The organism is Cytobacillus pseudoceanisediminis, assembly GCF_023516215.1.
In the GTDB taxonomy this organism is placed as follows: Bacteria; Bacillota; Bacilli; order Bacillales; family Cytobacillaceae; genus Cytobacillus; species Cytobacillus pseudoceanisediminis.
This window is the reverse complement of record NZ_CP097349.1, coordinates 903,425-924,482: the sequence shown is the minus strand read 5'-3', so window position 1 is coordinate 924,482 and position 21,058 is coordinate 903,425. Positions and strand designations below refer to the sequence as shown.

Here is a 21,058-nt window from a genome sequence, read left to right as displayed (position 1 = left end):
GAGCACGTGTATTTCGTTAGCTAGTAAGATAGTGATTATTAGAATAAGGCCGATTTAATAGTTATTTACTACCTTAATTTAAAATAATTACAAGACGAATGTCTATAGACATTCGCCTTGTCATTTTTCTTGCAACTAATGAGCTTTTAAAGTGATCTCGATTAATGGTTATGTTCAACTGGCTTCACAGCTAAGAATTCCTTTTTAGCAATTGCTATTCCTTTTCTATGAGTTTTCTGCTTTTCCACACCCTCTTCAGCAACTTCTTCACTAATTAAGTTAAACGAGGTAAAAAACAGTTCCTCCATAATTGTTTTCCAATCGCCTGTGACTTCATCCCAACTATTTCCCCAATTGGAATTGAGGTATTTATGAGCTCTATAAGGCTTGTCACTTGATGGAGCAGGATAACCTAAAACGTCTTCAATACAATTCTCAAGCATCACTCTTCGTTCCTCGCCAACAACTTCTTTTATTGGTTCATTAAAGACCTCTGCTCCAGCGGTTCCCTCATCTTTATCATGAATGACATAAGGATGAATACCCATAGACCTTAAATATTTTGCTAAGGATATTATTGACGCTTTACCTCTTGCTTTTACTACATGCCAGTTATGCAGTATATCTTTTCTTACTTCCTGTGGCATTCTACTTATCGCTTCCCTAATAACAATATCTTCTGTATCACCCTCAACGATTAATACCCTTTCTGCAAAGAAAATTTTTGCCATGTAATCATCCATCTTTAAAAGCATCTTAACATAAGTTCTGTCTTCTCCTTGAAGAGCTTTAAATGCATCGGTAATGTTAAAGGGGTTGCTAGTAATTTTTTCAATTCGATACTCTGTAGAACCATATTGCTGAACTATTTCTTCTCCAATAAAGTGGTTTAGAACCTGGTTTGATTTCCTACTTAAATCAATCATAAACGGAGAATGAGTAGTACATATTATTTGATTACTAGAAGTATTGGCTAATTCATAAATAGTATCTCTTAATTGATGAGCTGCATTAGGATGTAAATAAATCTCTGGTTCCTCAAAACCTATAATTAAAGGAGCTATATTGCCTGCAGTTTCACGCATTGTTCGATATCTTAACATTGCAAAGACAGCTGACCTTATTACTCCAGTTCCTTGATTCTCTATCGGGGTGTTTACATTATTACTCATCTTTATTTCAAAAATAGGCTTAATACTTTTGTTTGCATCAGACAGGTTAGCAGTAGCTAATAAGCGTGTATTAGGAAATACATCCTCTACTATTTTGTTTAACCCTTTCATCATTTTCCCAAATTCTTTTGTATCATCTGAAGGGTCTAATTCTTCTTGAAGTAGATTCAAGTATTTCTGTGCTTCCAAATAATGAGGCGAGGCGTTTCGAACGTCCTCGAATAACTTACTCAAGGTCTTCATTAGTGCTCCACTTGTTCCTGAAAGTTCTTCTACCTTATCTTGTGCTGGAATTAAAAGAAAATTTGGGAGACGTGATAACACTACCCCAGGGATTCCTCCTGGATTTTCAAACCATTCTTCTTCCTCTTCCAAATCATAGAGTTCATCCTCTTCTTTTAGTATTTTCAATTGAGCTGCTGTTAATTTTTTTGCTGGTCCGCTTCTCCAAATAAATCTTCTAAAATCTCCTTTGGAAACCCATTATCTAAATATTCATTAATAGTTTTACATTCTTCATAACTTTCTTTAACCGATCGTTTTAATTGCCTCATCTCGATTTTCACATTAGAACCCTTCACAAAGGTCTTTTTATAGAATATCCTTAATCCTGTCTCTTCAGGACAATCTGTTGTATCATAATCAAAAACCCTTCCTTTTAGACCTTTCCAGCCCTTTGATTCTTCGGGACAATCTCTAAACTCCCCAGTTATAACAATTTTGTTTGACAAAAGAACATTCTCATTTTGCTCTTCATTAAGCACACTAATAAATTCATCATCAGAATCTATTTTCCTTATATCTGTAAGAAGAATTTCTAGCGCTCTAAATAATGTACTCTTCCCTATATTATTTTTACCTATTAAAAACGTACTGTCCCCAAAATAAACTGTAGTATCCAAATGCTTTCTAAGTCCTTGTACTTTTAATGAATATAATTTCAACTATTCTCCCCCTAACTCCCATTTCCATTTAAACCCATTCTATTCTACCGTAAATAGTAACTATTGTTAACACTATCAAAGGGAAAATTAATAATATTCAAATATTCTTTTGTTAAAGCACTCAAGGTAGCCACTACTACATCTCAACAAACAAAGGAGTTGAGATGCAATATAATGTGCAGTCTACAACAGTGTTTCCACGGATAAGGAAGGGCAGAAAACTTCTCAGATTACCAACAGCACTTCTTTTAGATAAAAAGTGCCTGTCCCCTAGTCGGTAAAGCTTTACAAGACTTGGGGATAGGCACTCATGTAAAAATAATATCCAATCGAAATAAAAGTTTTATTTTACTTCATGAAATATTTGAACTTAAATCTTCTTTACCTGTAACATGTATACTGCATCCCATCGAACACTTTAACATTATAAGGAATTAAAATTCATAAAGGCTGTAATTACTAGTATTTCTAAGTCTGTATCCTTCATAAATCTTATTTTTTACTCTATTTAGATCTTTTAATTCAACTTCAAGAGTCGATATTTCTTTTTGACTCATAGTCAATCATCTCATCCTTTTTCCTCATTAATTCATCTCTCTATAAAACTATTAAACTCATTTATTGTTTTTAACTCCATAGCAGCATAAATTTGGAAAATTGCACGTTCATTTTCATCCACAATCCTAAGCATTTGTACTGAGTAATTATCATACATGTACTGTCTGGCATCTCTTATGTTTTCAAGGAAAGGAAATTTTTCTTTTAAAGTTGTTAGTTTGTACGATATAGTAGCTTGTTCTTTAGTAATTGCTCTCAAGTCAACCCCAATTCTTTGTGCTAAAGTTTTAGAGCGACCGACATATAAAGGTTTATTATTTTCATTATGGTTACTAATTAAGAATACTCCCTTAATAGGTACATCATTTTCACCAAAAACTCTTTTTATTTTTCCCTCTGTTAAATCTCTAATTGGATATTTTGGTGAAAATACTAGTTCATCAAGAAGTTTTGATAATCCACTTGATATTTCCTTATAAGATTTAGCCAAATTAAACCCACCTTTTTAAAAAGAATTAGATTTTCAGTAATTAGCTGTGAATTTTATTATGGTAAAAAACCCCATATGACTATGGTCATTATATTTCTATTTTAATAGTCATATGCAAATAAAGGAGCTTCTTGGTATTTGTGTTTGTACTATTTGCTTCATGTATATGATTTCTAACATTTATAAAGTTTTGATTTAATTATAGTTTTAAGGCCTGCCCCCCAGTACTTTAAAGATTTACTGTACCTGGGGACAGGCCCAATTATTCAGTCATCAAAATTTTTGTTGATTAGTCCAACAGTATCGCTTTTTGCATCAGCATCTGATTGTTCTGGTAAAACGGCACATCCGTATTACCAAGGACTGTAGGCGGTACGTTTGAAAGCTCATTGAGGTTATCCATCGGAACAATTACGCTCTTGGCACCGTTTTCAGATAGCATGGTAACCTTGTCAGCAAAGTTATTTACTCGCTCTATGGCACCCCCACGGAGATATTGCCAAGGACTGCAAGGCCGGCCTTCAGATTTTTTTATAAAGGGACGATACGATTGCGATATAGACTGCTGACCCGATACCGGATGAGATTGCTGCACCCATAAGATTAGTTACCTGAATAGTGATGTCATAATTTTTTAACGAATGCTTGTCGCTAAGGATCATCTTTTCATTAGCCTTTATGTACTGGTAAGTGTTTTTGATATTCTCCTTCACTAAAGTGTTGTTGACCCCGGTTATATTCAATTTTCCAGTTCCTCCAACTGCAACGGCTTCAATCCTCACCAATGCTACATTCTCACCATCACTGGTACTTGTGTAGCAAATCCCCGGTGGCAAAGGAGTGTTCTCAATGAGGTGTGAACCTTTTTCTTCAGGTAAGCCGACAAAAAACTCTTCCTGGCTTTCCTTGTCAATGTAAGAGAAATTGGTATCCCAGAACTCCATACCACCGATTCGCTTTAGTTGTTCTTTAACACGTCGACGCATCTCGAGCGCGATTTCCAAATACTCCTTAATGTCTTCTTTAGTGTACTCGCCATCCGGGTGCATAAGCTTGATCAAGCCTGAAACAGTCTTCTTAACCGGTTTGGTATCACGCTGTTTCAGATGAGCTCCCAGTGAAAAATATTTTTCTAGTGCATCTGTATAGGTAACCCGCCTTAATGATTTTAGAGATTCAGAGAAGTAATCAGTACTGAACCCAAAGCTGGATGTAAAATGGTTTGGCGAAAACTTGATCATTTCCCAGCCTGGAAGGTAAAAATGAATACGATCTAGAAAGGCAGTATCGCTGTTGACCTCTTCAGAGAGCGGGCTGAATAGGTGCGAAGTCTGAAGGACCGTCTCGACAGGCTGGTTGATGTTACCGTTAAGAATGATAGAAGCGACACCGGTGATTTCACCTCCGGCACCAGCCCGGGAGAAAGAGCCGGACTCCATATAGTCCTTCATCAGAGGCACAGCGTCTCTGTCCTTGAAAATTTTATCCGTAGCTTCATCAAAGCAGATTGCATCCCATTGACCCACAGCCCCTACCTTTCCGGTTGAGCCATGGACAAAGAGCTTGGCTACCGTTCCCTGACCACCGGAAATCAACACGGCATAAGGCGTAAGTTCCTTAAAGACAAAGGATTTACCTGTCGAACGTGGTCCCAGCTCGATGAAATTGAAGTTCGATTCAACCATCGGGAGTAATCTGGACAGCAATAGTAATTTGATTCGATCCGTGACACCCTCTGCACTCGGTTCATAGCCGCAACTTCTCAAAAGGATGTCGAGCCATTCACTCTTTGTGAATTCCTTACGTTTGTTGATTATCTTAGTGTTATCAAAGCTAGAAAGCTGGATTGGCTTAATCTCTGTAATGACAAACGGGAAAATATTCTGTCCGACTTTAATGTTTGGATCATACTCCACATCTATAATAGCCCAGATGCCTCCCATTAGCATTTTTTCATGCTGCTTTACTAAGTCATCGCTGATATTTCCATTTTTGATGTTGCTGTTTTGTAGCTTCGCCCAGTAAATATCTTTTTTGGAATCGAGTTCCACGGTGATCTTATCAATGATTTTATAGCGACCTTTCTCACGAATCTTGGATTGAATCAATGAGCTCTCTTCCGGATTCACAAAATGCTCGCTAAGCACCCTTTTTACATTTTCCATGCCGATGCGAATCTTTTCTTCGTCATCAGTAGAGCAGGAGTTGGCTATCAGGAATTCAAGCACAAACACCGGTACATTGGCTCCAACTTTTACGGAGCGGACAAGATCTTTTTTTACTACATAACCTCTGAAGTGCTCCAGAAGTTTCATGTCTAAGTCATTCCATACTGCCATAAAAGACGCCTCCCATCAGCACTTTATGTGCTGTTTTACCAAGCCGTAGATCATTTCAATGATCTAGTGGCGGCCTTTCTCACGAATCTCTTTTCCTTTTCACTAGAGAAGCCCGCCTAAATCTCTATCTTTATTTTGTTTAGCAACGGCCCGGTCCAACTGCTGTTTCGTGGCAGCATCCAGAAGGTGGACTTCTATTTCCGGATAGCCGTCAAACATATATTCTTTGGTAATCTGCTCACCTCGTTGAATGATGAAGATATCGCTTCTGTTCACCTGCTTTTTGTTCGCAAAGAAGACCATATAAACCTTTCGATCCATAGAGAGCAGATCCCCTGCACCTTTGTCGGCCTGAATTTTGATTGAAAACAATTCGCCGGTGACATCTTTTAAGTCTGTTTTATTTTCAATTCTAACAGGTAGCGACCCTGTTGCAGCTACGGAACGCTCCCAACAGAAATAAGGAGTTACTAGTTCCTGAGGTGATACACCCCCATGCGAAAATCCGTATAAGCCAGGAGTCTTGAAAGGATTGATATTCTTGGCAAAGTAAAGATACCCAAATTGCTTATAGCTTTTTTCAGCCTCAATCAATGCGGGAGTCAGGTCTGTTTGTTTTATTTCCGTCCGGATATAACGTTCTGCCTTCTCAAATTCTCCTTTCGGAGATATTGTAATCTTATCCGCTTCACTTAAAAGCCCGGTCAGAACAAAACCATGATCTGTAATCAGGTAAACTTTATCGTAACCGCTGGCCAGGAGAAGTGAAATCTTATCAGCGAAGAAGTCGATGGTTTCAGGGAAATACTTGAGGGCTTTCTGTTGAAGCTTTTCACCCATATCATCGATATCTTTGTAAGTGCAAATCAGAAACTGTCCAGCCCGGGCTTCTTCATTTACCTCATCAAGGCGAATAAAGTCCATTGTAACATCGGGATTCTGCGCTGCAAGATATTTCTCCCGGTTGCTCTGATCCGCTTCGGTAACGCCATTATCCATGTAGATCCTACTCATGTTGTTTTCGGTCTCAGAAGGAATATCAGCAAGAATTGAATCTCTTTTAAGATTTACTGAACCTTTAACTTTGTTGGCTACCAGATCAGCAATTTCATAGGCAATGCCATCCCCGACAATAACAGCCGTCTTCAAACCGCCAGCTGCATCAATGATTCGCTGCAGTGTCCCGGTCTGGTTTTCTTTGTAGCCATCCCAGTATTTAAACCATTTATCCAGAAAAACAGAGAGGTGCTCTTTGTATAGTTCCTGAAATGGTTCGAGGAGCTCTTTTTTATTAAGGAACTCTTCATACAGATTTCGAATAGCCGTATCCAGCTTGAAGAAATGTTTTTTATAGAACTCGACACATTCGCTGAACGAACTCAGGTAGATAATATCCTTGGAGTCAAACTCCAACAGTGCAATCACATCATTCCAGAATAGAATGTCAAGCGCTTTAGCCTGTCTGCTCTGATTGCGTTGAAGCAATTTGGCAAGGGTAAAGGGAATGGAGGCTTTATCTAAAAGATTTTTCCCGATTTCCGCTAGCCATCTTTCGTCCACCTTACGAAACGGGTGATCGATACTGACATTCCAGATATCCAGTTCTGACGAGAGTGTATAACTGTCAAGATACTCATTAAATGAACCCCGATATGAAACTGAATCAAGCCAATTTTTGTACGCAGACTCAAGCGTCTTGTTGCAGTTTCCTTCAGCCAAACCATCAAGCATGGCCTTTACTACTTCACCTGCCAGTGTAGTCGCAGGCTTAAGCAGATAATCCTGTCCGAGCAGCTCATTGACTTTACGGTAAAATGTTTCTCGAAGTTGCGCATCGTATTTTTCTTTTGAGTAAGTATCGGGATCATGAACAAATGGGAGAAGCTCTTTGTTCAGATCAAAGATTTCTGCTGCACCCTTATGGCTAAGATCTATCCAGTAAGTTCGATCTTTACCAACGCTGACTTTTGCGGCGGCAATCAGTTCTTCCTTGGTGAGATTAATGTTTAGATTCAGGGTCTGGTGGACCTTGTCCTTAATGTAGTTTTGCAAGTAGCGTATTTCCAGACAGCCGCAGGTCTCGCAATATTCCCGGATGAACTGTAGCTCATCTTTTTTCAAGCGAGTATAGATGAGGAATCTCTCATCACTTGGCTGTGCCTTCTCAATGAGATACTTCACATGCAGCTCTTCCAGTACGGAGTTTGCCTGATGGATGGTAAACTCACCTCTATTAGTCTTCAGCAAAAACTCTGCATCGCCGGATTCATCAATGAACACCGCCACCGAATGACGGTCGTAAATATTCAGCAGGTCATTTTTAAACCATATATCAATCATAATTAGCTCTCCCTACCAATCCGCATTAAGGTACTTTTTAAGTTGACCTGCATTAAGAACCTCATATGGAATCATTCTCTTTTTCTGCAATGGAGCAATATTTTTTCCGACACCGTCGTCGAGAACGGGATTGTATCCTTCAGCAAGCAATTCATCAATCTTGACTTTGAAGGCTTCGATCTCTTTGAGTTGTCTGAAGATACGGTCTTTTTCGTTCTGTGCTTCGGCGCTTTCGTTACCTGCCAGATCGCTTTGACGATTTACCAATGAGCGTTCCCGGTGCTCGATATAAACAGAGCGCAGGCGTAGCAGTTTGTCACGGCTCCATTTGTAGATGATGATGTAACAATCAAAGCCCTGTTCCGGACCGCTAGAGAGATGCCAAATAAACGGTGTCTTCGGCAAGTACATAAACAAGTTTAGGTGGTCAGAAAGCTCCGCGAAGAAAAACTTGTTCAGGTACTCATGGATTGGCCGACCAAGGGACGTGTCAAAACTGGAGTATTGGGCCGAGCTGAAACCTTTCTCAAGAAATTTTTCCTCAATTCGATCCAGCAACATTTTTCCCCCGGAATTAGGCACCAGCGGGATAATGCCGTCTTCATCTTCCATGAGGATTTCTCGTATCATGTCAGCCAGAAACTCCAACGCCAGTGTGTGCATCCGTTGCTGCGGAATCACATTACTCTGTTTGAACCAATACCAGACATTGATAGGGTTGACCTGGTGACGGATACAGAAATCCTCCAGTTCGTTGTTGTTTTGGTAAAGAGTCGGAAAGCCGCGTTCGATCTCCTCACGTTCTTCGGCAGTAAATTCTTTGGTCGGAAGTGACTCGATGAAATCACGAATCGCATCCAATGGAAACTCTTTGGTCGCTTCGGTTTCGGCAAGAAAGGCATTCCGGGCTTCGGGAATTACTGGTAGTCCACCGATGCTTTCTCCTTCTTTGGCAAGCACAATGTCTTTGTCATGTTCAGTCAGATCGTAAACCTCAAAGATCTTTTCATTGATAATTGCTTCGTTGATCAGAACCTGTGCAATAAGATGGTTTTCGTAGTTGAAGAATAATGCTAATCTATTTTTAAATTCACCTTGTGTAAAATGGTGATATGGAGATTCTCTGAAGTTGAAATCATCGAGAGAAAACTGACCAAGGTTTTTTTGATTAATACATTCGCTCTTGAAAGCACTGAGACTTCCACGTCTTTTAGATTAGAAGGGATAGCAAGAGGTATCCTTCTTATATCACCAACTTGTCGATTTACTGTAGGATTCAGACAGTAAACAATATAACTACAAAGTTTCGAGTTCAAAAACCCAATAAATAATCATCACTCATTTGTTTTTGAATGTTGAATATACAAGGACCGCCCTTATCAAAAGAGTATTTGTTATCTATATGGCGAAAACTTACACCTTTTGATCCCACGGCAGAATAGGTAATGCCTTCTTTAAAATAAAACTCCTTGTTGTCTGTTGTTGCCAATTTAGAGCCACTATTATCATAGTCTACAACAGTCCAGTTGTTTCCATACCAACGAACAAATGGACCGCCTTTTTGATATCCAACCCATCTTTTATGGTCTGACGGGTAATGCGCTGATAAATTGACCGGATCAACTTCCCAATAGTAACGAAGGTATTTATTGTTGTTTCCAGTCATTAAGCCTGTGAGTGCTTTATTTTTATCTCCTAATGCTTCACCTCCAAACTTCTCCCGGAACTCATCCGAGATCCAGTAAATGAATGGCCATGATTTGATGATCTTTAGCTTGTCTTGCTCAAGAGTATAAACACGGTCATTTGACTTGCCAGAAATGTAGTCATTCAAAGCTTCAAGGAATTTACCTTTTTTGAGTTTTTCCTGAAGATTTGTAGTGAGGTGGAAGTAAAGCCCCTCTCTGTCGCTTTTCCCTTTGGTTAAAACGTAGAATGTTGCATCCAGTCGGACTCCCGGATCAAACAAGTTTATACGATCAAGGCCTAAATCTACCATTACATCAACATGGCATTTATCGATCATGAATTTACGGACATCCTCAAAGGTTTTAATGAACATAAAAGTGTGAGGATGGATCATGGCAATTTTGCCATCTGATACAGTCATCTCATAGCACCGCTTAATAACCGCTGCATACAGGTTGACGTGAAACTTGTATGGCTTTTTGTAATTGTCTTCAACGAACTTCTTCAACTCAGGGCCAAAATCGGCACTGTCAGTAAATGGAGGGTTGGCAGTAGCCACATCGAACTCAGTGGTGAGCAATTCAAGGAAAGTAATGGCATCCCGTGTCTTGCTGGTCAGGAAGGTATCTCCTTTAGCCTGTGCGTATTGATTGACAGCTGTTTTCAAGTTGTTGAAAAAGGTTGCCGCAAAGTTCTTTTCCTCCTCAATAAAAGCTGTGGTGAATAATGAATATTCACCGTCATTGATCTGATTCTGAAGATTAAGTATTCTGGATTTAAGTTTTTCGTCTAATCGAATAAGCGAACCAAATTTGTAAGCATATTGCAGGTCTGACCAAACATCCGCCATAAGTTCTTGCTGGTTTTTATCTAATTTATTTCCTTCGGTAAAAATGTGTTCTACAGCTTCATATCGCGGCAGATAAAAGTCTGAAGAGACGACATTAAAAACGAGTTCGCCAATCGATCTCCGTTTTTTCTTTGCTTTGATAAAGAGGCCAAGCTGAGCTAGTTGAACCGCCCGGTCATCCAGATCGATTCCGTGCAGGTTGTTTTCAATAATCAGCTTGGGAATATCCTTTTCATCATAAATTGCTCCATAGTTTTCGATCTGGTCGATATAGAGTTCATAGAAAAAGTCAAATGCGTAGAGCAGGAAATTCCCCGATCCGCAAGCAGGGTCTATCACCTTTAATTTATGCAGTGGCTTGGACTTGCGCTCCTGAGTCTGGGGAGCGTTAGCAATCTTGTAACGCCCCTTGAGCTCGGAATTCGGATACATTTCCAAATAAATTTTTCCCAGAGAGTTTTCCACCAGAAACTGCACGACCCAGCGCGGTGTATAGACCTGCGACTGAAGTGAAACCTTATGGTATTCGGTTTTATCACCGCTGTCCTTGTGAGCCTTCTTCTTTTTATTGTTATAGCTTTCATACATCCAGCCAAGGACATCATCGCTTTGCCAAATATCGCTATCCACCTGAGAGTCCTTTTCCACAGCATTGAAGTTGTCGATGATCTCATTGAGACTGATGGCATCAGGTAGCAAAGCATACGGATAGGCTTTACTATAAAGTGGAAGAGTTTCCCCCAGCTCGTTAAATGCGTGTTTAAGGTATTCACGGATACCTTCCAGTTCTTCAGAACGCATGTGCGGATTCATTTCTAGCCATGCCTTGTGGCCAAATGATCGATCACCGTGTTCCGGTTGTTTGGTTAGCACCGGCGGGAATAACGCAGCGGCTTCCATAACTTTGACAGCAGCCATACGGTTGAACAGTGTAAAAGTCAGCTCATCAATGAGCTTTTCCCTAGCGTGTTCGTAATTGCCGGTTTCACCGATATAGTTTTCGAGCATTTCCTCGAAACGGAGCCGTTTGAGTCTTACTTGTGAGGGAAGTTTTTCAATGTCTAGCTGCTTGTTCTTGCCAATACCCATTCGGGCGAAATATTTATCAAAAGCCGCCTCAATGAGGTCCCGTAGCTTATCTACATGTTCTGGTAATTTCATTGGCTAACATCCTATCATATAGTTTCTATTTCCAGTTCGATCTCTTCATCGGGTTTGGCAGCAGTCAATAAAGCCAGCTGATTTGTAAGGAGTGATTTGTATTCCTGAACCGTCATAACCTTGCTGGTGACCTGAAAACGAACTTTGCGCGGTTTTTTGGGTACAGTAGACTGATCACCACCGGTCTCCGGTTCCGGCTGGGGAGCTTCTACAACAAAACTGCTTTGAATAATTAGCAACTCGTTCTCCTTGGTGGGAGCCAGTGCTGTATAGTTCAGAATATCCGAGAGCGAATAGCCGCAATTTTTACAACTGATAGAATATTCAAGTACCGGTTCTTTGATGATCCTTTCCGAACAGTAACGCTTAATCTCATCCAGTTTCTTCTGATTATGCACATTCAGCTCTGCTGGGTACTCCTTCAGTGTTCTAAGCGCAGCATCTACTTTTCCACTGAGAAGCTGATATTCATGGCTCATTCTGGCAGCGGCGATTTTTATCAGCTTGTAGTAACTATCTTTAACAATTTGCACCTGCTGCTGCAGGTTGCCGAAGTTCTTGACCATATCCTGCTTATAGAGTCGGAAAAATTCTTCGTTCGCTTCATATATTGCATTGTCGGATCGGTCTGCTTTTTTGAGTTCGCTTGCAACCTCTTCAATGAATCTCTTAAACTCTCTTGCTTTGGAAAAGTTCTTCTTGATGAATTTTTGCGCTTTCAGGATGGTCTGAATCGCGCTTGAGAACTGGTCGCTGTCCGTAAGGAGGTATTCGACCTTTTCGATATAATTGCTTTCAGTGACCTTCCCAGTAAAACTGAGTAAGGTCTGTTTCTGATCGGCTACAATTGGAAACAGTGACTCGAATTCGTCAACTGTATCGTTCAGTGTCGTCAGTGCTTTAATAAAATGATCTGCCATGTTCCGAATGCTGTCGGCAAGATCGAAGTCGTTGGTGTTCCAGTCAACTTTTTGCCCAGTATGGGTTTCAATTTCAAGGTCCATGAGTAGTTGAACGGCCTGGTTTTTTTGAGCAGCCGTTAGCGTCGCTGTAATGGACTTAAATGAAGCCGACCTAAATTTCGTGGCATTGGTAAAGGCCTCCTGGATACCGTTCTGCTTATGCGAAAACCATGTGTCACCATTGTATTTTACTGACAGGCGACCGGCTCGAAAGAGGGATGCCAAGGTAGATACAATGGTTCCAAATGAATATCCCCATGGAGCTCCAGAGAGATCTGACTCCAGTGTGCGACCATCTACATAACGGCTTTTAATCTTGAAATTGACCTCTTCAACTACCTTTAAGTGATCACCGGTGAAGTTTCCATGGCTGTCGAAAAACCTAAAGTCATCACCGGAAAACAGTCGGCTTAGGTCTTCCTTGCGACTGCTGAAAATTTTAGGAACCAGACCTTCAGAAAGCCCCGAAGCCAATCTCTTTGTATAAATATTCTTGATCATTTTGCGCTGAATTTCACTTATCGTGCCTTTGAAGCTATCTGCATTAATCCGAAGCTCGTCGAACATATAGATCAATGAGGAGTTCTGATATGCCTTCTCAATCTTTACTCTGAGCTCTTTCTCCTTTTCCTCCCGGATGATTGAAAAATCCCGAATAATTTGGCGCTTGGCGGGATCAGGTTCATTGGAGTATTTTTCTTCCATGTATGAGTATCGGCTAATTTCACCAATTAGTTTATCAATCAGCGGAAACTCTTTGTTGTCTGGTACTAGAGTGATGAGATCCTTTTGAAACTGGGTTTCCAGTCTTAGGTTCTCGATAAAATCCTGTCGGTTTTCATCGATGTTAAATAGGCTGTAGACTGTCAATTTCAGATGCTTACTGCCTGAGCCTGTTAGCTCGTCTTCCTGATCGGAAAGAACGCTGAATTTGAAACTGTCTGTGCCGTCATTAAAGGTAGCTACCGTGTTAAACAGCTTGTAGTCCTTAATGTAGTTGATCAAGGATCTTTTCTTGCTGAATAGCTCAACATCGAAGTCTTTCATCTCTTCAAGGAGCTTGCCCTCAAGGTCAGAAGTGATCTTGTAGTTGTTGTTTGAAAGCAACAGGACTTTTGCTTCAAGCAGCAGTCCGAGAGCCTCTTCTATGACCGGCTTCACATCATAGTAGGTTGTAATGTCGGAAATGTAGCTCTTTGTGATATTCTCCACTGTCGGAGAAATAACGTCTGAATCAGCCATAAGATGAATCGTCTTCAACAGTTTTTCACCGTCAATGATACTGCTATTCTCTTTCAGTATTTTTCTTGCAGTATCGTATTTATTAACCAGTCCAATGGGAGGAGCCGTTTGCGCCTCGGTACATATGGCGTAACCCGGGGTAAAGCTGTAAAGTTCCCTTTCCCGCATTTGCTTTCGAAGAATATCAAAAGTTGTAATGATCATTCCACGAGCTGCGATCTGAGTGGATACCAACGCATTAGAGCTAAATAAAAACTTTTGAAGAATGTCGAACTGATACTTATGGAATGGATAGTAGGTTGCAAACTCATCCGCATTTGCCGTTTTAGTCGGAAATGATGATTTCAGGTTGGTTGCATCTGATACAAGTCCTTCATTACTTTTGTGGTAATCAACAAGCTTCTGATATCCTGCTTGCGTTTTATGAAGTAAACGGCTTCGGATAATAACATCAACCTCGGTTGATTCAAGGTGAACCTTGGTCTTGAAACGATCGGTTAACTTGGTCAGCTGGCTTCGATTCACATTGGCATTGTTAATAACATCATCGAGTTTTTCCTGTGCAATAGCGATGGTCCAAACATTGTTGCTGATACTTGAAAGAGCTTCACTTATACCCTCCAGGTCCAATAAAGTGAATTTCTTCTGGCTGATAGCTTCACTGGCTTCATCAAAGACAAAAACAATCGTCTCCTCCGGACGGTACGTCAAGTACTTCTCAAGCTCCGTTTTGAACTTGCTTGCAGAAAAGTTCTCAATAGCGGAACTGTAAACCTTTTGAGTGTCTGCGTAGTCGGCTTCGCTATAACCCATTTCAGCAAATACTTTCCGCATGACTCTTGCAACCTGACGATTGCTTGTTTTTAACCGATTCCATTCTTGCCCCTCGAGGGATTTGGTTTTACTTTTGAACTCATCGAGTTTACCATCGATCAACAAATCAAACTCCATATAGCCATAGATATCATCGCGGAAACCGAGATTTTTCAATAAGTTGGCAAAAAGAGTGAATGCTAGGCCTTTGTCTGTGTTCTGTTTGGCGACGTCAAGGAAAACGACTCTACTGTTGACCACTTCAAGATTGCGGATGGAGTTTTCAATTAAGCTTTCGTCCTCTACACCTTTTAGTCGTGGGATAAATCGATCTCTGGCAGGTGTTCCATTAATAATAGGATTGCCGATGATATATCCCATCATCTTGCCGAAGTAAGATTTACCTGAACCATAGAAGCCGGACAACCAAACCCCAGTTTCTTTAATATTGGAGGTGAACAGGTTGGTAAAATTGTAAAGATGCCGGCCGATTCCTTCGGTCACAATGTAAGATTCAATTTCCTGCTGGATTTCCGTTTCGGAACGATCCTCAAGATCGATCACATTTTTTATATCTTCCTGAAGATCCAGTGTCAGTATTTCATTTATTTTTGTCATAATAGATCCCCTTATTTAACTAACATGCAACGATATTTCGATGCAGGTTTGAAGTTCAAAAAGTAAATATTGTCGTTCTCAATTTTTGATGGGTAAAATATCACAAGAGGATGAGGCAAATTCATAACGGCCTTATTCTCCATGATGTTTACGTTCTCGACTCCTGTACCAAATAGACAACCTGTTCTTATTAAAATTGGAATCTTGTCGTTCTGACAGGCTTTCACAATTTCGCGAATAATCAGGTCAAACAGATCAATTGAAGGATCATCAGAACGAAAAATTAGGTGGGGAGTGTTCTTAAAGTCACTATAATACTCCTTAAATGACTCCCATCCGTCCTCATCAATGAACTGAACCAGCAACTTGCTAACATCAATAAATACAGCCTTATCAGTATATAGTTCTTTCGCTTTTTCAATATACTGCTGTTCTTCATCAGGCGGGTATGAGAATAAGATACTGTTCCCGCCATTTGCCTGCCGGCGAAGCTGATCTTGGTTTTCTATATGAAAGTTTAAATCTGTAAACTTTTGCTGATGGTCAGTTATATAAGACATCACAAACTCCTTTATAGCTTTGGGTTAGTTCGATGTTCAAAGCAACACCGTTGAAATTCATATTAAAGAATCCTTTCATTGACAGCTTCTTGAGCCGCTCCTGCATGTCTTCTGAAGGAACAAAACTGATGGAAAGCAATTTGTTAATCATGATGTTATTGGCTCTGGGAGAGCATAATTTCGCAAAGTAAAGAAAGAGCACTAGCGCTTCTGAAGATGGGCGTATATGATTGAATGACTTTACTCTCCCAGGGCTTAGAAAACCAAGCTTACTCATCAAATTGAGATATTTGGTGGATAGCGTGTTAATTGTATTTTCTGACCAACTGATTTTCTGTAATTCATTTTGCAGAAGAAATTCTTTTAGATAGGCAGTAATATCATCCTTTGAGATGCTTGCACGTCCAGAATAATAAGTTTTCACAAAAATCCCTGATGTGATTTCTCTGAATAATCTGTTGTTTAAAGCAAACTGCCAAACCAGAACCAACTGCTTGTCCTGTAGAGGCACGCGGTCGCTGAAAATCCCCTGAATGAGATCCTGATGATCCTCGTTCTTAAACTGCAAAAATCCTTTTCTTACCTCGCGTTCAATCCTTGCTCGACTTTTTTCAGTACGAAGATTAAATTCATTCCGCTGATTTACGAGTCCTTTTAGTGAGTCGGATTGACTAAAATGAGAATCTATGGCTTTGAAAATGACTGTAATATCCTTTAGCCCACCAATAACGTTAATTGCGGTATCATATACGCCAAGTTCTGTTGTGTTATTAAAATCATCCATTAATTATTGTTCATCCTTTTCGGGTTGTTCGCTGCACCACCAAAGCGAACCCATTCATCTACCTCGTTTTTTTAAACAACCAACGGCGTCCTACTCGGTGGCCTGGCATTCCGTTGCTCCATCCATTTGTAAACAGCCTCATTTCTACATTGAGATATTTGTAAATTTCATCAACTATAAGCCATCATTCTTATATAGATCTTGTTCTTCTTATTCATAAGATTAATTATCGCACACCAAATGATCAGAATTGAAGTGCCTCTGTATTCGAACGTAATTTCTACAATATACACATATAAGATAACGAATTGTTATACTGATATCAAGTTTATTATAGTCATATAGCGGCAATAATAGTAGACATGCCATTGCCCCTTAGGAGATCCAGATATATACATTTAATGGAGAAGCCATTGTGATATACATTGTTCCAAAATTTTAATTGCAGTTAGTATTGATGTCTGTACCGTTTATGCTCTTTTCTCTGATACTCCATAAAGTCGATATAAATTCATGTTCTACTTGATCAGAGAAGTGATGTTTTTCTAATCGCTTTGATTGTTACTTCTCTTCTATAATGTGTGAGGTACAAAACTGTTGGAATGCTCAAAGTGACCTTAACAAACATTAGCACCTTTTCTACGAGCATCTTAAGAAAGAAATCTGAGAAACTTAATAACAATTTAATAGCCTACTCTCTCTTCATGCAGAAAAAAACATAAAAGCAAATAGTTCAAAGCAAAGATCAAATTGCTTTCTGAACATCTAATTAAATTGGGCTAATTGGAAAATGTAATTGCACTCTCAATTATACGAAAAAAAGACCAGGATAAATATATCATGGCCTCAAAAAACTAATCAAAAGTTTTTTTAACCTCGACATAAAATACCAACAAGTTATGAAACAAGTTCTTCAGCGTCTCATTAAAAGATCAAAATAATTGAAGGAGCAATGATTGTCATTCTCTCAGCCTTGCATCGCAAAACTTTAAACTGTTAGGTGCATTTTTTCCACTGTATCTTTCAAAACAAGTTTCACTGTCACCTCCACGTGTACTAGACTGAGGAAACTTTTCTTAATTCAATTGAAGGATCAAATTAGCTATTGCACTATCAATAGCTAATTTTTTATTAGTAGTATGGTATCCAGAACCAACTATGCTAGCTCCAATTTTATTAATGTTCTCTTGGAAAGAAGCAAAGGCTTGTATACCATTATCAATATAAAAAATTTCAATATAATATTTTTTTTGGTCCTTAGTATAATTACTAATTATTTGAGCGGAATTAACATTTATCATTTCTGCCACTCTTCCTTGGGATATTTATATTTATGAAAATAAATAGGTTATCACACTTCTTAACTTACAATTTCTTTTAATCTTGTATGAATGCTTAACCAATCTCGGTTCAAATCTATAGTATTGATTCTTATTGAAAACCCCTTAATTCTATATTCTAACATCAATTCCTTACCAGTCTTAGGATAAAGGAGCATACCTACCGTTTCCTCCCCCTCCGCCTTCTTATGATTACTCAAATAAGCAAACAGCTGATACAAATTCCCGCTTATCAATTTCTGTGATCCAAAATTTTGAGTCAAAGCATTCTGATAATATTTTGTATCAATTATAATTTTTTGATCCACACTTTCAAGAGAAATATCGGTCTGCATGAGTGGAAGGTATCTAGTGTCTTCTCCTTCAGCATCCCAATAAATATTTTCACGATGCACCTTGTATTCGGGCATTTCTCTTTTGTAAAAGTTACGCACAAAGTCCTCAAATAGGCGTGCCATTACCTTTGGATCTCGTTCAAAGTCGACTAATTGAGATTCCCCCTTCTCTTCATTTAAAAGCAATGATTCATAAAGAAAACGGCAGATGTCCAGGACGAATCGGTAGTGCTGACTGCTTCTGTGCAGTTTAATTTCCTGAAAGATTCTCAGGTTTAGCTTTATGACAGTTACTTCGGCAAAATATGGATACAGCTGCTGGATTTCTTCCTTTAGCTGTCTTTCTAGCTGCTGGGTTTGCAGCAGCGCATAAAGTGTTGATTTAATTACCTGGTTATGAATAATATCATGGGTCATTTCTTCGAACTCACAGTGCATTTTGCCTCTTTTAAAAGAGAAGGTGTTGATGGATTCCTGAAAAAGAATTCGACCCTTTAGGGTTCCGGTTTCCTCCTGGTAGGATTTGTACTCCCGGTAAAAACCCCGCTTGATGAGCGAGCGGAGCTTTACGAGGAGGATTCTAGTTAAGAGATGCTTGATATCCTTTTCATCTTCACGGGCAATGTTGGCCATATCTTTTTCTTCCAAATGTCCCCAGGCATAACAAAGCATATAGTATAAGTTTTTGATCGGTATTTTAGAGTCTGCCAAGGAGCTCATTTACTTTGTCCTCCTGATCGAACCAATATTCACGTAGGAGTGGGGCGATTTCCAGGCGGATGATTCGCTCATACCATTTTTGTTCATCATCCACTTGTTCATTTGTCGGGCAGAAATAGCTGTGGCCAATTTCATATCCTTTGCCCAGATTGACCGCATCATTTGTTATCGCCTGATTAATGTCATTGATCCCTGCGATAAGTTTGTCAATAAAGCCCTGGCTAATCCCTTTACTGATTAAATACCCATTGAATTGCTCTGTTTCAAATGCCGGTTCTACACTAATGAAGGAAAACTTTCTTCTAAGTGCATAATCAACCAATGCCAGTGATCGGTCTGCTGTGTTCATGGTACCAATCAGGTACAAGTTTTTCGGAATATAGAATGTTTCCTCCCCTTCACTATACGCAAGCTTAACGGCGAATTTTCTGCCCCGTTTATCCGCTTCAATAAGCATCATCAGCTCCCCAAAAATTTTGGACAAGTTACCCCTGTTAATTTCATCAATAATCATATAGTAATTGTTTTCCTGATCTTCTATCGCTTTTTTACAAAACGAATAGAAGATTCCGTCTTTCAAGGTGAAATGTCCCTGTACATTCGGTTTGTATCCTCGGATGAAGTCTTCATATGAATAGGATTGATGGAATTGCAGCATTTCGACTTTGCTGTCATCCTTTGCTCCCATATGGAGAAAGGCAAGCCGCTTCGCCACAAAAGTTTTTCCAACACCAGGAGGGCCCTGCAGGATAATATTTTTCTTGTAATCAAGCGTTTCAAGGATATCTTCGATTTTATCTTCTTTCATAAATACTTCACTTAGCAGTTGTTCTGTGGTGTAAGGAGTGGAGTCTTCTTTTCCAATTGACATTCCGTCGTTTGATGTTGGATAAATTGTTGTTTCTTCTTTACCAATTGCAGCAAGCAACTTGTCAACAAATTCTTCATACTGAGTAATATCCGTTAACGTTTTTGTGTTTAGCTTCTCAACTTCCCATTCACCCATTGAAATCCACTCAACCTTGCGAAGTGAATGGTACTTTTCCCTTGACGGTTCATGTTTATAATCTGAAACAACTTTGCCGTAACCAATTATATGATGTGTCCCTCTTTTTATGAGAACATAATCTCCTATCTTCATTTCATTGGCAAACTGGTAGTTAGCAAGGGCATCATTATTTGGGTTGTAATCCAGCCCATAGATTTCCTTGAGAGCATCGATTACCTCACGTTTGCTTCCGTATTTTTTGAGATCACCAAGCTCTTCCCAGCCAATTCCGATATGCTCATTCTTATGGAAATCTTCCCACATGAAGCTTCCTTCCCCTGCTGCCAATAACCAGTATTGTGGTTGCTCTTCCTCTTCATCAATAGCTTCTTTTTTACCATAGTTTTCGAAAAGATAGCTGAAGAATTGATCAATTTCATAATAGATTGGAAGACTTGTTTGCTTCCCAACTACTTCAAGGTAATTTTCAACTATTTCATTCTCTTTCAAGCACTCCTGAAATTTAATGAATTTCTCGCCAAAGGTATCCCCTCTCGCATATCTGGGTTTTAACTCTATGATATTCTCCAGAGCTACTCGATCTCTCTGATTGTAAAAGCAATATTCATCAGGAAAAATGTTACCGATCAGTTCACTGACAACGCTATAACCAAAGCCAAATAGTTTATAATCTTCATGGTGAGCAAACTGATCCATGCGTTTTTTTAGTGGATCATCTCCATATATTAGATATTGAAAGCTACTTCGGTAATGCTTAATGTCAGCATTGGGATTCCCTAGTGCCCGTTTCTTTGCTAAAGGCATCCGGAAGGCATTGATGTGTTCACCCAGCTTCTGTATATCCTCCCACTCCATTGTGCTTAGAAGGCCTCTTTGCTTAAAGCTTTTAAAAAATTGATAGCTTTCCTGCAAATAATCTGTATTGCTGCTAAACCAATCTTCTGCTTGATCCTTGAAAGAATGCATATATTTTTCAACTGTTGACATTTTTAACTTTTCGGTTATTGCCTCCGGTGATTCCCATAAATGGTGAAGCCGGTTAAACTCTTCATCAGATAATCTGTAATTTGTGTTCTGTCGCATTTTGAAAATCTGCAGATTCATTGTATCCGGTATATCTTTTAGTTCATGT

13 protein-coding genes are annotated in these 21,058 nt (G+C 39.4%); all 13 read right to left on the bottom strand.

The annotated features are described in order from the left end of the window. Positions 1–161 precede the first annotated feature (161 nt). The 13 genes from M5V91_RS04990 to M5V91_RS04930 all read right to left on the bottom strand — a co-directional run bounded on the left by M5V91_RS04990 (position 162) and on the right by M5V91_RS04930 (position 21,009). Positions 162–1,583 carry an ATP-dependent nuclease gene (locus M5V91_RS04990; RefSeq protein ID WP_284521805.1) on the bottom strand — a complete coding sequence of 474 codons (1,422 nt, stop codon included), beginning with the start codon at positions 1,581–1,583 and terminating at the stop codon, positions 162–164. 11 nt (positions 1,584–1,594) lie between these two features. Further along, the gene (locus M5V91_RS04985; RefSeq protein WP_284521804.1) at positions 1,595–2,116 is read right to left on the bottom strand and encodes an AAA family ATPase; all 522 of its coding nucleotides are present in this window, start codon (positions 2,114–2,116) and stop codon (positions 1,595–1,597) included. Positions 2,117–2,705: 589 nt separating this feature from the next. Beyond that, positions 2,706–3,164 (bottom strand): hypothetical protein, encoded by a 459-nt coding sequence (locus M5V91_RS04980; RefSeq protein ID WP_284521803.1) that lies wholly within the window; start codon positions 3,162–3,164, stop codon positions 2,706–2,708. Positions 3,165–3,685: 521 nt separating this feature from the next. After that, complete coding sequence (gene brxL / locus M5V91_RS04975) at positions 3,686–5,503, bottom strand: protease Lon-related BREX system protein BrxL (RefSeq protein WP_284521802.1); 1,818 nt, start codon at positions 5,501–5,503, stop codon at positions 3,686–3,688. A gap of 102 nt (positions 5,504–5,605) precedes the next feature. Continuing rightward, entirely contained in the window at positions 5,606–7,843 is a 2,238-nt protein-coding gene (locus M5V91_RS04970) for a PglZ domain-containing protein (protein ID WP_284521801.1), read from the bottom strand. A gap of 12 nt (positions 7,844–7,855) precedes the next feature. Continuing rightward, positions 7,856–8,803 (bottom strand): hypothetical protein, encoded by a 948-nt coding sequence (locus tag M5V91_RS04965; RefSeq protein ID WP_284521800.1) that lies wholly within the window; start codon positions 8,801–8,803, stop codon positions 7,856–7,858. Between the two features lie 352 nt (positions 8,804–9,155). Next, the gene (locus M5V91_RS04960; protein ID WP_284521799.1) at positions 9,156–11,543 is read right to left on the bottom strand and encodes an Eco57I restriction-modification methylase domain-containing protein; all 2,388 of its coding nucleotides are present in this window, start codon (positions 11,541–11,543) and stop codon (positions 9,156–9,158) included. Positions 11,544–11,557: 14 nt separating this feature from the next. Then, a complete protein-coding gene (brxC, locus tag M5V91_RS04955; RefSeq protein WP_284521798.1) occupies positions 11,558–15,178 on the bottom strand; it encodes a BREX system P-loop protein BrxC in 3,621 nt (1,206 codons plus the stop codon). 11 nt (positions 15,179–15,189) lie between these two features. Then, positions 15,190–15,738, bottom strand: a complete 549-nt coding sequence (locus M5V91_RS04950; protein ID WP_284521797.1) for a hypothetical protein — start codon at positions 15,736–15,738, stop codon at positions 15,190–15,192. Then, on the bottom strand, positions 15,722–16,522 hold the full coding sequence (locus tag M5V91_RS04945; protein WP_284521796.1) for a BrxA family protein: 801 nt from the start codon (positions 16,520–16,522) through the stop codon (positions 15,722–15,724). The genes M5V91_RS04950 and M5V91_RS04945 overlap by 17 nt, the downstream gene beginning before the upstream one ends. A 1,076-nt stretch (positions 16,523–17,598) precedes the next feature. Next, positions 17,599–17,832 (bottom strand): hypothetical protein, encoded by a 234-nt coding sequence (locus M5V91_RS04940; RefSeq protein WP_284521795.1) that lies wholly within the window; start codon positions 17,830–17,832, stop codon positions 17,599–17,601. 50 nt (positions 17,833–17,882) lie between these two features. Then, the gene (gene mcrC, locus M5V91_RS04935) at positions 17,883–18,917 is read right to left on the bottom strand and encodes a 5-methylcytosine-specific restriction endonuclease system specificity protein McrC (RefSeq protein ID WP_284521794.1); all 1,035 of its coding nucleotides are present in this window, start codon (positions 18,915–18,917) and stop codon (positions 17,883–17,885) included. Continuing rightward, complete coding sequence (locus M5V91_RS04930; RefSeq protein WP_284521793.1) at positions 18,895–21,009, bottom strand: DUF8426 domain-containing protein; 2,115 nt, start codon at positions 21,007–21,009, stop codon at positions 18,895–18,897. The genes mcrC and M5V91_RS04930 overlap by 23 nt, the downstream gene beginning before the upstream one ends. Positions 21,010–21,058: the final 49 nt, after the last annotated feature.